We start from the raw sequence: 13,598 nt of genomic DNA, 5'->3' as shown, positions 1-13,598 counted from the left end.
GCGCGGGGGCGGCAGTGAGTGCCTAATTTAGAGGCATCGGAGCAGCAGGAGGGCCGGGATGTTGCTGCGCCTCCGCAGCCTCGCCGCGCTATTGCCACGATCGTCTCCCGTACCAAAGCGCGACATCGGGAGCGGACGCAGGATCGGGCACCGCTGACATCCCGCCTGCTTTTGATCCTGAACCGCAGTCGACTCGGCGTCCTCAGCCTGGTCGAAGAAGAGGCCGCGTATGGGCGTGCCATACTGTTCGCTCCGATCTATATGGGCCTCGGGGCGATCTTCTGGTTCAAGGCTGGCAGCGACCCGCCACCGCAAGCAGTCGCCGCGGGCTTTCTTGTCTTTGCCGGCGGCTTTGTATTCGGACGGGAAAGCGGCAGGCTGCTTCGCCATCTGCTCTTTGCGGCAATGCTCATTTGCCTGGGCATGGCTTTGGCGCAATGGGAAAGCTGGCGGGTTTCCACGACAATGCTCGACTCGTCCGTGACGACGACCGTTACCGGCCAGGTCGAGCGACGTGAATCCTATGACGATGGCCGCTGGCGCTATGTCGTCCGCGTCGAGGCGACGGAAAAGCCCGCCATTCGCCGCTCACCGGAAAGGGTCACGATCTTCGTGCGCAAACAGGCGCAGCCGTTCGAACTCGGAGACCGAATCCAGGGCAGGGCGCGCCTGACGCCTCCGGCCGGGCCCGCCTTGCCCGGCCTCAACGATTTCGCCTTCAGCTCCTATTTCAACGGTATCGGCGCAAACGGCTTTGCCTATGGCGCACCGAAATTGCTGTCACCACTTGATGACAAAGTGCGGGAGTCGATGCTCGACGCCGCTGATATCTGGCTTGCGGGGCTGCGCAATAGCATAGGCGACAGGATCAGGGCGACCTTGCCAGGCGATACGGGTGCTTTTGCCGCCGCACTTGTCACCGATGAGAGACGTGCGATCTCGAAGGATACGACCGAGGCGTTGAGAATTGCCGGCCTCACCCATATCGTCGCCATTTCCGGTCTGAACATGGCGCTGTCGGCCGGGATCTTCTATGTCGGCCTGCGCTATTTGTTCAGCCTGTTTCCCGGCGTCGTACAGGCCTGGCCGACAAAGAAGTTTGCGGCCCTCGGTGCGCTTGTGACAGTGACGGCCTATTACCTCGTTTCCGGTTTCGGCGTATCCGCCGAGCGCGCATTCATCATGATGGCGATCATGCTGGTTGCCGTACTGCTCGATCGACCGTCGATCAGCCTTCGCAACGTGGCGCTATCCGCGATCGTCATTCTCATACTCTCGCCGTCTCAGGTGCTCGGCCCGAGCTTTCAGATGTCCTACGCCGCAACGCTGGCGCTGGTATCGGGCTATTCGCTATGGAAGCGGCGACGACATCGCGAAACCATCTTCTCCCGCGTCCGCCTGTTAAGCCCGCTATTGTTCGTCTCCCGCTTCTTCGGCGGCGTGTTGTCGACTTCATTCATCGGCGGTGCATCGACAGCCATATTCTCGATCGAGCATTTTCACCGGTTGGCGACATATGGTCTTGCCGCCAACCTCGCGGCCATGCCGGTCGTCTCCTTCGTCGTCATGCCGTTTGGTATGGCGGCGATGCTGCTCATGCCTCTCGGTCTTGATGGTCCTTTCTGGAAGGTCACCGGCGAGGGACTGGAGCTCGTCATAGCGATCGCCAAAACCGTGGCTGGCTGGGGAGGTGACATCACCTTCGGCCGCCAGCCCGCATGGCTGATGCCGACATTCATTGCCGGCTTCCTGATCATGAGCATGTTGCGAACCCGGCTTCGCCACCTGGGCCTGCTATTGTCGCTCTTATCCGTTGGCGCGGCGGCATTCGGTCCCGGCGTGCCGAAGCCGGATCTGATGATCTCGGAGGATGGGGTTCTGGTCGCCTTGCGACAGGATGACATACTGGCGACCAATCGCGAACGGCCGCAGGCCTTCATCTTCGAACAATGGCAAAAGGCGCTGGTTGCAACCGAACATCAGCCGCCCACCATCCTTCCTCGCGACAGCCGGCTTCCACAAATCAGCAAGACCGATCGTCATCGGCGATTAAGCACTGAGGAGCAGAACGCGGTCCGCAAGGCAATGGAAGACGCGCTTGACCGGACGATGCAGGGAAGCTTCGCCTGCCAGAAAGGCGCATGGTGCGTGGCGATGCTCGAAGACGGCGCCATGCTCGTCACCATAGAAAACGCAGCCTATTTGCCGCCGGCTCGCGATACGGCAAACATCGTCGTGACACCGATCCGCTTGCGGCTGGATCATTGCCGCTCCGGGGCGATGCTGATAACCGGCGCGACATTGCGGCAAACCGGATCCATCGAAATGGCATTCACAGGCGACAAGCCCGTCGTTTCCGCTGCGTTCGAGAATCCGCGACGACCATGGACGCGGCATCGAACCTACGATTGGCGCACCGACAAATTCGGCGCGCCAATCCAGCCGGCGTCACCGCTCAGTGATAGCGCCGAATGAGGCCGACGAGCTTACCTTGCACCTTGACGCGGTCCGGCCCGAAAATGCGGGTTTCATAGGCCGGGTTGGCGGCTTCCAGCGCGATGGAGGCACCCTTGCGGCGGAAGCGCTTCAGCGTCGCTTCCTCGTCGTCGACGAGAGCAACAACGATGTCGCCGGGGCTGGCTGTCGTCGAATTGCGGATGATGACGGTGTCGCCGTCGAAAATACCCGCGTCGATCATCGAATCCCCCCTGACTTCAAGCGCGTAGTGCTCGCCTGAGCCGAGCATATCGGCGGGAACGGTAATATCGTGGGTATTGTTCTGGATGGCGGAAATCGGAACACCGGCGGCGATGCGCCCCATGACCGGAACCGATGCCGAACCGTTGTGATCGTCATTGGCGATCTTTGCCGGGGCGGGCGGTGCGACCGGCTGAGGCTTGCCGAGGCTGCCTTCGATGATACTGGGCGAGAAGCCGCGTCGCGGCTGCAGGCTCGGATTATAGGCCTCCGGCAGCTTTATCACCTCCAGCGCTCTCGCCCGATTCGGCAGCCGGCGGATGAAGCCCCGCTCCTCCAGTGCCGTAATCAGACGGTGAATGCCGGACTTGGATGCCAGATCCAGCGCATCCTTCATCTCGTCGAAAGATGGCGGAACGCCGGATTCCTTCATGCGTTCGTGAATGAAGAGAAGCAGTTCCTGCTGCTTGCGCGTCAACATCGTCTTGGAACCCCAGAATCAAGAAAAAGTCGTGAAACAAATCCAGAACGGACACTATATGTTCCATATGTGTTCCGCAAGTACTTAAATTTCGGTAAAGCCTTGTTCGGACGATTAAATAATTACCACTGTCGAATGAACCGACTGAAAGCGCCAATGGGTTGTTTCTGTTTTAACATATTGATAAATATTGATAATTTTGAAGTTGCGCCGTTTAGGACACTTTCGCTTGACCAAGGTGTCTCCCGCGTCGACGAACGGGATATTACGCCGGGTAAGCCAGCTACAGAATAGAATCAGCAATCACGTTTGCGAGATTGCGTTCCATCGGTGTCGCCCTATCTCCCGGTCTCTTGCTTCCGTCTTGAATTCGATGATGGATGGGCGCAAATCTGCTGCCGTAGGGAAAAGGAGAAAGCATGGCGCCGTTGCCGCATCCGCTGGATCATCTCGTGCTGCCGACCGTCAACATCGCTCTGGCGCGCGAACGTCTCGGCAAGCTCGGTTTTACGGTAGCCCCGGACGCCCGCCATCCTTTCGGCACGGAGAATGCCTGCGTCTTCCTGGCCGACAAGACCTATCTCGAACCTTTGGGCGTGGCGTCGCAGGAGCAGTGCGAGACGAGCGTTGCCGACGGGAATGTCTTCGTTGCGCGCGATCAGGCCTATCGTTTCCGTGTCGGCGAAGATGGCTTTTCCGCCATGGTCTTCGGCACGGACGACGCCGTTGCGGATGACGCGCGCTTCAAGGCGGGCGCGATCTCCGCCGGGCGGATGCTGGATTTCTCCCGGCCCATGAAGATGCCGGACGGAACCGAAACGACGGCCGGCTTTCGCCTCGCCTTCGCGGCTGATCTGCGCGCGCCGGATTTTCTGGCTTTCTGCTGCCAGCGCATCAATCCGTTGCCGGCGGACCGCAGCGTGCTCGAGCGTCATGAAAACGGTGTGAGCGGCATTGCGCGGGTCGTGCTTTCCGCATCGAAACCGGAGGCATATCGCGCCTTTTTCGAGGAGGTCGTCGGCGGCCCGCGAATTTCGGAGCATTCCTTCGGCTTGACGATCGAAACCGCCAATGCCGAGCTCGAGATCCTGACGCCGGAAGGAATGGAAGCGTTCTACGATTTGCCTGTTCGCACTGACGATCCTGGGCTCAGGGCGCGCGCAATCCTTTTCAAAACGCGCGATCTTTCCGTGACATCGTCGCATTTCGCTGCTAACGGCGTCACCTACACGCGTAAGAACAATCGTCTATTGGCGAGGCTGGCGCCCGGGCAGGGCGCACTGTTCGCCTTCGAGGAGATAGCATGAGCACGAATTCCGAAGTGACCGTCGGCGAGGGTGCCTCCAAGGTCCTCTTTTCCAACACCGCCAAGCTGTCGCTGATCGCCGGCCCCTGCCAGATGGAAAGCCGCGACCACGCTTTCATGATCGCCGGCGTCCTGAAGGAGCTTTGCGGCAAGCTCGGCATCGGCCTTGTGTACAAATCCTCCTTCGACAAGGCCAACCGCACATCGCTGTCCGGCAAGCGTGGCATCGGCCTGGAAACGGCGCTGGAGGTCTTTGCCGACCTCAAGAAGGAATACGGCTTTCCGGTTTTGACCGACATTCATACCGAAGAGCAGTGCGCCATCGTTTCCAAGACGGTCGATATCCTGCAGATCCCGGCCTTCCTGTCGCGCCAGACCGACCTGCTGGTCGCCGCCGCCAAGACCGGCCGCGTCGTCAACGTCAAGAAGGGGCAGTTCCTTGCGCCCTGGGACATGAAGAACGTCCTTGCCAAGCTCAATGACAGCGGCAATCCGAACATTCTCCTGTGCGAGCGCGGTGCCTCCTTCGGCTACAACACCCTGGTCTCCGACATGCGCTCGCTGCCGATCATGGCGGCCATGGGCGCGCCGGTCATTTTCGATGCGACGCATTCCGTGCAGCAGCCCGGCGGACAGGGCGGCTCCTCCGGTGGCGATCGCCGATTCGTCGAGACGCTGGCGCGCGCCGCCGTCGCCGTCGGCGTTGCCGGTGTTTTTGTCGAGACCCACGAAGACCCCGACAATGCGCCGTCGGATGGCCCGAACATGGTCTATCTGAAGGACATGCCGCGCCTTCTGGAGAAGCTTCTGGCCTTCGACGCTATCGCCAAGGGCTGATAAATATCAGGCATTCAACAGGCTGACATGAATTTGCGCTACGCGGCCTGCTGGAGTGCCCTACCTCGGGGGCGTGGATCGCCATTGTAATTTCCACGCCTTCGATTAAGACGATTTAAATCGATTTATAAACCAGCGAGCAGGAAGCTATCATGACCGCAATCACCGACATTATCGCCCGCGAGATTCTCGACAGCCGTGGCAATCCGACTGTCGAAGTCGATGTCTACCTCGAAGACGGCAGCATGGGCCGCGCGGCGGTTCCGTCGGGCGCGTCGACCGGCGCGCATGAAGCCGTCGAGCTTCGCGATGGCGGCAAGCGCTACCATGGCAAGGGCGTCGAGAAGGCTGTCGAAGCCGTCAATTCGGAAATCTTCGATGCGATCGGCGGCATGGACGCCGAAAACCAGATCCAGCTCGACAACATCATGATCGAGCTGGATGGCACGCCGAACAAGTCGCGCCTCGGTGCCAACGCCATCCTCGGCGTCTCGCTTGCCGTCGCCAAGGCCGCTGCCCAGAGCGCCAACCTGCCGCTCTACCGCTATGTCGGCGGCGCTCATGCCCGTCTCCTGCCGGTCCCGATGATGAACATCATCAACGGCGGCGCCCATGCCGACAATCCGATCGATTTCCAGGAATTCATGATCCTGCCGATCGGTGCAGATTCGATCCGCGAAGCCGTCCGCATGGGTTCGGAAGTCTTCCACGTCCTCAAGAAGGAACTGGCTTCGCAGGGCCACAACACCAACGTCGGCGACGAGGGTGGCTTTGCACCGGGCCTTTCCAGCGCCCCGGCCGCTCTCGACTTCATCATGAAGTCGATCGAAAAGGCTGGCTACAAGCCGGGTGAAGAAATCGCCCTCGGCCTTGATTGCGCCTCCACCGAATTCTTCAAGGACGGTAAGTACGTGCTGGAAGGCGAAGGCCGCACGCTCGAATCCGGCGCGATGGCTGAATACCTCGCCGAACTCGCCGCCAAGTACCCGATCGTTTCGATCGAGGACGGCATGGCCGAAGACGATTGGGAAGGCTGGAAGATACTGACCGATCTGATCGGCAAGAAGACCCAGCTTGTCGGCGACGACTTGTTCGTCACCAACTCCGCTCGTCTGCGCGACGGTATCCGTATGGGCGTTGCCAATTCGATCCTCGTCAAGGTCAACCAGATCGGCTCGCTGACGGAAACGCTGGATGCGGTGGAAACCGCGCACAAGGCGAACTACACGGCCGTCATGTCGCACCGCTCGGGCGAAACGGAAGATTCCACGATCGCCGATCTCGCCGTTGCCACCAACTGCGGCCAGATCAAAACCGGCTCGCTGTCGCGCTCCGACCGTCTCGCCAAGTACAACCAGCTCATCCGCATCGAGGAAGCGCTTGGCCCGCAGGCAAAATATGCCGGCCGCTCCATCCTGCGCGCCTGATGCCTGATCCGTGGGATCCCATTGGATCTGCGGACATATTCGTCGCTGAAATCGAACCGCGCCTCAGGGCGCGGTTTTTTGTTGGGCCGTGCAGTTAGAGTCAACGGACGGTTAATCTCTGCCGGTTAAGTTGGTCCTAGGTGTTTGATTTGACGCGATCTTCTTCGAAGCGACATTGGCTTTGGGGCGAGGTTGCCTAAGCCAGGGCGTTTCGAGCGAGTATGTGGACAAAGTATCATAAGAAGAGAAGGTTCGGCCGTCTCGTTCTTCCCGCCATTACCATCGCTTTTGTGAGTTACTTCGGCTATCATTGCATTCATGGCGACTACGGCCTGAAGGCGACCGAGGTTTTCGAACAGCGCCGCATCGACCGTAGCAAGGAGCTGGCCGATCTTGTGGCAAAGCGCGAGCACCTTGAAAAAGAGGTCGCTTTGCTGAGCGATGGTTCTTTGGACAAGGATATGCTCGACCAATATGCGCGCTATCAGCTGACCTATTCCAAGGCGAACGAAATCGTCATATTCAACAAATAGTCACAATTAACCGAATTCTGGTTAATCGATTTTTCTTAAGTTATTTCAGTAGCTTGCAAAGAATATGAGCCATGCAATTATAGCATTGCTGTGGCGAACAATCTTGCCTATGTTAAGCCTCATTGTAAAACGAGGCTACTCACATAGGGAGGGTTGAATGGCGCCGCGAAAAAACGCGACCGTTTCCAGCCGTAAGACAGCATCAAGGCCTGCCAAGGAAACCAATGGCGGTCCGATCGCGGATTTCGATCGTGATGCGGAGCTGAAGGCTTATCGTGAGATGCTTCTCATCCGCCGCTTCGAAGAAAAGGCCGGCCAGCTTTACGGCATGGGCTTCATCGGCGGCTTCTGTCATCTCTACATCGGCCAGGAAGCTGTCGTCGTCGGCATGCAGCTGGCGCTGAAGGACGGCGATCAGATCATCACCGGCTATCGCGACCACGGACACATGCTGGCAACCGGCATGAGCGCGCGCGGCGTCATGGCCGAGCTGACCGGACGCCAGGGCGGCTATTCCCGAGGGAAGGGCGGCTCCATGCACATGTTCTCCAAGGAAAAGAATTTCTACGGCGGCCATGGCATCGTCGGCGCGCAGGTCTCTCTCGGCACCGGTCTCGGCTTTGCCAACTGGTATCGCGGCAATGACAATGTCAGTGTCGCCTATTTCGGCGACGGCGCTGCCAACCAGGGCCAGGTCTACGAAAGCTTTAACATGGCGCAGCTGTGGAAGCTGCCGGTCATCTTCGTGATCGAGAACAACCGCTATGCCATGGGCACCTCGACCGCGCGCGCCACCGCGCAGGCCGATTTCTCCAAGCGCGGCGCTTCCTTCGGCATTCCCGGCATCCAGGTGGATGGCATGGACGTTCGCGCCGTCAAGGCCGCGGCCGATGAAGCCGTTGCGCACTGCCGTTCCGGCAAGGGCCCGATCATCCTGGAAATGCTGACCTACCGGTATCGCGGTCACTCCATGTCCGACCCGGCCAAGTACCGTTCCAAGGACGAAGTGCAGAAGATGCGCTCCGAGCATGACCCGATCGAGCAGGTTCGTGTTCGCCTTCTCGAAAAGGGCTGGGCGACCGAGGACGATCTGAAGGATATCGACAAGGATGTCCGCGACATCGTCGCCGACAGCGCCGATTTCGCCCAGAACGATCCGGAGCCGGATGCATCCGAGCTCTACACCGACATTCTGCTCTAAATCGGGGAGGGACGATCCATGCCCATCGACATTCTCATGCCCGCCCTTTCTCCGACCATGGAAGAGGGTACACTTTCGAAATGGCTCAAGAAGGAAGGCGACAAGGTCGTTTCCGGTGATGTCATTGCCGAAATCGAAACCGACAAGGCCACCATGGAAGTGGAAGCCGTCGACGAAGGCGTCATCGGCAAGCTGCTGGTCGAGGCCGGTACTGAAGGCGTAAAGGTCAACGCCAAGATCGCCATCCTGCTGCAGGATGGCGAATCGGCCGACGCCATTTCGTCCGCCAAGGCAGCGCCCGCTGCCGAGCCGGCAAAGGCCGAGGCCCCTGCCGCCGCTCCGGCGCCCGCGGCCGCGCCGGTTCCGGCCCAGCCGAAGGTTGCGGCTCCCGCCGATCCGGAAATTCCGGCCGGTACGGAAATGGTGTCGATGACGGTGCGCGAAGCGCTGCGCGACGCCATGGCCGAGGAAATGCGCTCCAACCCGGACGTCTTCGTCATGGGTGAGGAAGTGGCCGAATATCAGGGCGCCTACAAGGTGACCCAGGGCCTGCTGCAGGAATTCGGGGCCCGCCGCGTTGTCGATACCCCGATCACCGAGCATGGTTTTGCCGGTATCGGCGTCGGCGCCGCCATGGCCGGTCTTCGCCCGATCGTCGAATTCATGACCTTCAACTTCGCCATGCAGGCGATCGACCAGATCATCAACTCCGCCGCCAAGACGCTCTATATGTCCGGCGGCCAGATGGGTGCTCCGATCGTCTTCCGCGGTCCGAACGGTGCTGCTGCCCGCGTCGGCGCTCAGCACAGCCAGGACTACGCCGCCTGGTACAGCCAGATCCCCGGCCTCAAGGTCGTCATGCCCTACACGGCAGCCGACGCCAAGGGCCTGCTGAAGTCGGCTATCCGCGATCCGAACCCGGTCATCTTCCTCGAGAACGAAATTCTCTACGGCCAGCACTTCGACGTGCCGAAGCTCGATAATTTCACGGTGCCGATCGGCAAGGCCCGCATCCATCGTCCGGGCAAGGACGTCACGGTCGTCTCCTTCGGCATCGGCATGACTTATGCCACCAAGGCGGTCGCCGAGCTCGAAGCCCAGGGCATCGATGTCGAACTTATCGACCTGCGCACCATCCGCCCGATGGATCTTCCGGCGGTGATCGAATCCGTCAAGAAGACCGGCCGTCTGGTGACCGTCGAGGAAGGCTATCCGCAGTCCTCCGTCGGCACGGAAATCGCCACGCGCGTCATGCAGCAGGCCTTCGACTATCTCGACGCGCCGATCCTGACGATTGCCGGCAAGGACGTACCGATGCCATACGCCGCCAACCTCGAAAAGCTGGCGCTTCCAAGCGTCGCCGAAGTGGTCGATGCGGTGAAGGCCGTTTGCTACAAATAAGGGGAGGGCTCATCGATGCCTATCAACATCACCATGCCTGCCCTCTCGCCGACCATGGAAGAGGGCAACCTCGCCAAGTGGCTGGTCAAGGAAGGCGACAAGATCAAGTCCGGCGATGTGATCGCCGAGATCGAGACTGACAAGGCAACGATGGAAGTCGAGGCCGTCGATGAAGGCACCGTTGCCAAGATCGTCATTCCGGCCGGCACCGAAGGCGTCAAGGTCAATGCCTTGATCGCGGTGCTCGCTGCCGATGGCGAAGATGTTGCCGCTGCTGCTTCCAGCGCTGGCGGCGGCGCTGCTCCGGCTGCGAAGGAAGCGCCAAAGGCGGAAGCGGCTCCGGCCGCTGCTCCCGCTGCTGCGCCGGCTCCGGCAAGCGTTTCGGCTCCTGCCGCACCAGCCCTGGCGCCGGCTGCATCGGCTCCGGCAGCAAATGACGGTCATCGCACCTTCGCTTCGCCGCTCGCACGCCGCCTTGCCAAGGAAGCCGGCATCGACGTGACTGCCGTCTCCGGCACCGGTCCGCACGGCCGCGTGGTCAAGAAGGACATCGAGGCTGCGGTTTCCGGCGGCACGGCCAAGGCTGCTCCCGCAGCAGCACCGGCTGCACAGCCGGCCGCCGCTGCTGCTCCCGCCGCCGCGCCGAAGGGCATGTCCGACGACGCCGTCCTCAAGCTGTTCGAGCAGGGTTCTTACGAGCTCGTTCCGCATGACGGCATGCGCAAGACCATCGCCAAGCGCCTGCAGGAATCCAAGCAGACGATCCCGCACTTCTACGTCTCGGTCGATTGCGAACTCGACGCGCTGCTGGCACTGCGCACGCAGCTCAACGATTCCGCTCCGAAGTCGAAGGACGGCGTTCCGGCCTACAAGCTCTCGGTCAACGACATGGTCATCAAGGCCCTGGCGCTGGCACTGCGTGACGTGCCGGATGCCAACGTCTCCTGGACCGACAGCAACATGGTCAAGCACAAGCATGCCGATGTCGGTGTTGCCGTCTCCATTCCTGGCGGCCTGATCACGCCGATCATCCGCAGCGCCGAGCAGAAGACGCTCTCGACCATCTCCAACGAGATGAAGGACTACGGCAAGCGCGCCAAGGAGCGCAAGCTGAAGCCTGAGGAGTATCAGGGCGGTACGACTGCCGTGTCGAACATGGGCATGATGGGCGTCAAGAACTTCGCCGCCGTCGTCAACCCGCCGCATGCGACCATTCTGGCCGTCGGCGCGGGCGAACAGCGCGTCATCGTCAAGAAGGGCGAAATGGCGATTGCCACCGTGATGACCGTCACGCTGTCGACCGATCATCGTGCCGTCGATGGGGCGCTCGGTGCCGAACTCCTGGCCGCCTTCAAGGGCTACATCGAAAACCCGATGGGGATGCTCGTCTGAGCCTGGAGCCGGATGATTTTAGGTCGAATAGACCTAAAATCTGAATCCGCTCCGGAATTAACTAGGGAGAGCGTGATGTCGCCCGAAAACCGCTTACACTTTTCGGCATCACGCTCTGGTCACGACACGGAGGCATGAATGACCAAGACCGTTCTGTGTTATGGCGACTCGCTGACATGGGGTTATAGCGCCGAGACGATCGGCCGTCATGCCTATGAAGACCGGTGGCCGAGCGTGCTGCAAAATGCGCTCGGCAATCAGGTCCGCGTCATTCCGGAAGGATTGAACGGCCGCACCACCGCGTTCGACGATCATCTCGCCGATTGCGATCGCAACGGCGCGCGGATTTTGCCGACGATCCTGCAGACCCACAATCCGCTCGATCTCGTCGTCATCATGCTGGGCACCAACGACATGAAGCCGGTCGTCGCCGGCTCGGCCTTTGCCGCTCTGCAAGGTCTCAGCCGGCTGATCCAGCTCGTGCGCAATCACGCCTGGGGATTCGACTACGAGGTGCCCGACATCCTCATCGTCGCCCCGCCGGCGATCTCCGAGACCGCCAATCCCGCGTTCGCCGCGAGCTTCCTCGGCGCCGTCAAGGAATCGGCCAAGCTGCCGACGCTCTACAGCGATCTGGCCGATGAGTTGGGCTGCGGCTTCTTCGATGCGAATTCCGTTGCCGTCACCACACCGCTCGATGGCGTGCATCTCGATGCGGAAAACACCCGGGCGCTCGGTCGCGGCCTAGAGCCGATCGTGCGGATGATGCTCGGTCTCTGATAAATTCAAGGCGCCGGCTCTGATCCGCCGCCACCAATAAGGCAGGAAACACATGGCTGAGAATTACGACGTCATTATCATCGGATCCGGTCCCGGCGGTTACGTCGCTGCCGTGCGCGCCGGCCAGCTGGGCCTGAAGACCGCGATCGTCGAGCGCGAGCATCTGGGCGGCATCTGCCTCAACTGGGGCTGCATACCGACAAAGGCGCTGCTCCGTTCGGCCGAAATTCTCGATCATTCCAACCATCTGAAGGATTACGGCCTTGTTCTCGAAGGCAAGGTAAGCCCCGATGTGAAGGCAGTCGTCGCCCGTTCGCGCGGCGTATCTGCCCGCCTCAACACCGGCGTCGGCTTCCTCATGAAGAAGAACAAGGTCGATGTCATCTGGGGTGAAGCCAAGATCACCAAGGCTGCGACTGGCGCTCAGCCAGGCGAGATCGTCGTCAGCAAGTCGACCAAGCCGGTCGTCGAGCCGCAGCATCCGGTGCCGAAGAACGTCAAGGGCGAGGGCACTTACACTGCCAAGCACATCATCATCGCCACGGGCGCTCGTCCGCGCGCTCTGCCCGGCATCGAGCCGGACGGCAAGCTGATCTGGACCTATTTCGAAGCGCTGAAGCCGGACTTCCTGCCGAAGTCTCTGCTCGTCATGGGCTCCGGCGCCATCGGCATCGAGTTCGCGAGCTTCTATCGCTCGATGGGTGTCGACGTCACCGTCGTCGAGGTCATGCCGACGATCATGCCGGTCGAGGATGCCGAAATTTCCGGCATCGCCCGCAAGCAGCTCGAAAAGCGCGGCCTGAAGATCTTCACCAAGGCCAAGGTCACGAAAGTCGACAAGGCCGCCAACAGCATCACCGCTCATGTCGAAACCGAAGACGGCAAGGTGCAGCAGATCGTTGCCGATCGCATGATCTCCGCCGTCGGCGTACAGGGCAACATCGAGAATCTCGGTCTCGAGGCGCTTGGCGTAAAGACTGACCGCGGCTGCGTCGTCATCGACGGCTACGGCAAGACCAACGTGCCGGGCATCTACGCGATCGGCGACGTCGCCGGCCCGCCGATGCTGGCGCACAAGGCCGAGCACGAAGGCGTCGTCTGCATCGAGAAGATCGCCGGCCTGCCGAATGTCCATCCGACCGACAAGAGCAAGGTTCCGGGCTGCACCTATTGCCAGCCGCAGGTTGCCTCCGTCGGCCTGACCGAAGCCAAGGCCAAGGAACTCGGCCGCGACATCCGCGTCGGCCGCTTCTCCTTCGCCTTCAACGGCAAGGCGATCGCGCTTGGCGAAGACCAGGGCCTCTGCAAGGTCATCTTCGACAAGAAGACCGGCGAGCTGCTCGGTGCGCACATGGTCGGTGCCGAAGTGACCGAACTCATCCAGGGCTTCGTCGTCGCCATGAACCTGGAGACGACGGAAGAAGAGTTGATGCACACGATCTTCCCGCATCCGACCGTTTCGGAAACGATGAAGGAAGCCGTGCTGGATGCCTACGGCCGGGTGCTGAACGCTTGATAATTTCCTGCCCCGCCCTTTATCCGA

The 13,598-nt window shown here is 60.8% G+C and carries 11 protein-coding genes; 10 read left to right on the top strand and 1 reads right to left on the bottom strand.

The genetic code is table 11. The features are described from left to right. Positions 1-18 precede the first annotated feature (18 nt). Positions 19-2,475 carry a ComEC/Rec2 family competence protein gene (locus GR212_RS07545; RefSeq protein WP_432444355.1) on the top strand — a complete coding sequence of 819 codons (2,457 nt, stop codon included), beginning with the start codon at positions 19-21 and terminating at the stop codon, positions 2,473-2,475. On the opposite strand, the gene lexA is transcribed toward GR212_RS07545, so the two are convergent. Next, positions 2,456-3,178, bottom strand: a complete 723-nt coding sequence (lexA, locus tag GR212_RS07540) for a transcriptional repressor LexA (protein WP_163985861.1) — start codon at positions 3,176-3,178, stop codon at positions 2,456-2,458. The genes GR212_RS07545 and lexA overlap by 20 nt on opposite strands. A gap of 419 nt (positions 3,179-3,597) precedes the next feature. On the opposite strand from lexA, the gene GR212_RS07535 reads away from it, so the two are divergent. The 9 genes from GR212_RS07535 to lpdA all read left to right on the top strand — a co-directional run bounded on the left by GR212_RS07535 (position 3,598) and on the right by lpdA (position 13,571). Then, positions 3,598-4,485: a VOC family protein gene (locus GR212_RS07535; protein ID WP_163985860.1), complete on the top strand. Its 888-nt coding sequence runs from the start codon at positions 3,598-3,600 to the stop codon at positions 4,483-4,485. Then, positions 4,482-5,321 carry a 3-deoxy-8-phosphooctulonate synthase gene (gene kdsA / locus GR212_RS07530; RefSeq protein ID WP_163985859.1) on the top strand — a complete coding sequence of 280 codons (840 nt, stop codon included), beginning with the start codon at positions 4,482-4,484 and terminating at the stop codon, positions 5,319-5,321. The genes GR212_RS07535 and kdsA overlap by 4 nt, the downstream gene beginning before the upstream one ends. A gap of 152 nt (positions 5,322-5,473) precedes the next feature. Then, positions 5,474-6,748, top strand: coding sequence for a phosphopyruvate hydratase (eno, locus tag GR212_RS07525; RefSeq protein ID WP_163985858.1), 1,275 nt, complete (start codon positions 5,474-5,476; stop codon positions 6,746-6,748). Positions 6,749-6,969: 221 nt separating this feature from the next. Then, the gene (locus tag GR212_RS07520; RefSeq protein ID WP_163985857.1) at positions 6,970-7,281 is read left to right on the top strand and encodes an FtsB family cell division protein; all 312 of its coding nucleotides are present in this window, start codon (positions 6,970-6,972) and stop codon (positions 7,279-7,281) included. Positions 7,282-7,438: 157 nt separating this feature from the next. Then, positions 7,439-8,482 (top strand): pyruvate dehydrogenase (acetyl-transferring) E1 component subunit alpha, encoded by a 1,044-nt coding sequence (pdhA, locus tag GR212_RS07515; protein ID WP_163985856.1) that lies wholly within the window; start codon positions 7,439-7,441, stop codon positions 8,480-8,482. 18 nt (positions 8,483-8,500) lie between these two features. Next, on the top strand, positions 8,501-9,883 hold the full coding sequence (locus tag GR212_RS07510) for a pyruvate dehydrogenase complex E1 component subunit beta (protein ID WP_163985855.1): 1,383 nt from the start codon (positions 8,501-8,503) through the stop codon (positions 9,881-9,883). 15 nt (positions 9,884-9,898) lie between these two features. After that, complete coding sequence (locus tag GR212_RS07505) at positions 9,899-11,275, top strand: pyruvate dehydrogenase complex dihydrolipoamide acetyltransferase (RefSeq protein WP_163985854.1); 1,377 nt, start codon at positions 9,899-9,901, stop codon at positions 11,273-11,275. A 138-nt stretch (positions 11,276-11,413) separates the two neighbouring features. Continuing rightward, positions 11,414-12,055 carry an SGNH/GDSL hydrolase family protein gene (locus tag GR212_RS07500; RefSeq protein ID WP_163985853.1) on the top strand — a complete coding sequence of 214 codons (642 nt, stop codon included), beginning with the start codon at positions 11,414-11,416 and terminating at the stop codon, positions 12,053-12,055. Positions 12,056-12,107: 52 nt separating this feature from the next. After that, positions 12,108-13,571: a dihydrolipoyl dehydrogenase gene (gene lpdA, locus GR212_RS07495; protein WP_163985852.1), complete on the top strand. Its 1,464-nt coding sequence runs from the start codon at positions 12,108-12,110 to the stop codon at positions 13,569-13,571. The last annotated feature ends 27 nt before the right edge of the window (positions 13,572-13,598 follow it).

This window comes from Martinezella lusitana (assembly GCF_010668395.1).
Taxonomy (GTDB): Bacteria; Pseudomonadota; Alphaproteobacteria; order Rhizobiales; family Rhizobiaceae; genus Rhizobium; species Rhizobium lusitanum_A.
The sequence above is the reverse complement of the archived record's forward strand: the minus strand, read 5'-3'. Positions and strand labels throughout refer to the sequence as shown.

What these genes read in the sequence shown, in the direction of transcription:
- lexA (WP_163985861.1), bottom strand. Translation starts at nt 3,178, where the DNA reads ATGTTGACGCGCAAGCAGCAGGAACTGCTTCTCTTCATTCACGAACGC.
- GR212_RS07535 (WP_163985860.1), top strand. Translation starts at nt 3,598, where the DNA reads ATGGCGCCGTTGCCGCATCCGCTGGATCATCTCGTGCTGCCGACCGTC.
- kdsA (WP_163985859.1), top strand. Translation starts at nt 4,482, where the DNA reads ATGAGCACGAATTCCGAAGTGACCGTCGGCGAGGGTGCCTCCAAGGTC.
- eno (WP_163985858.1), top strand. Translation starts at nt 5,474, where the DNA reads ATGACCGCAATCACCGACATTATCGCCCGCGAGATTCTCGACAGCCGT.
- GR212_RS07520 (WP_163985857.1), top strand. Translation starts at nt 6,970, where the DNA reads ATGTGGACAAAGTATCATAAGAAGAGAAGGTTCGGCCGTCTCGTTCTT.
- pdhA (WP_163985856.1), top strand. Translation starts at nt 7,439, where the DNA reads ATGGCGCCGCGAAAAAACGCGACCGTTTCCAGCCGTAAGACAGCATCA.
- GR212_RS07510 (WP_163985855.1), top strand. Translation starts at nt 8,501, where the DNA reads ATGCCCATCGACATTCTCATGCCCGCCCTTTCTCCGACCATGGAAGAG.
- GR212_RS07505 (WP_163985854.1), top strand. Translation starts at nt 9,899, where the DNA reads ATGCCTATCAACATCACCATGCCTGCCCTCTCGCCGACCATGGAAGAG.
- GR212_RS07500 (WP_163985853.1), top strand. Translation starts at nt 11,414, where the DNA reads ATGACCAAGACCGTTCTGTGTTATGGCGACTCGCTGACATGGGGTTAT.
- lpdA (WP_163985852.1), top strand. Translation starts at nt 12,108, where the DNA reads ATGGCTGAGAATTACGACGTCATTATCATCGGATCCGGTCCCGGCGGT.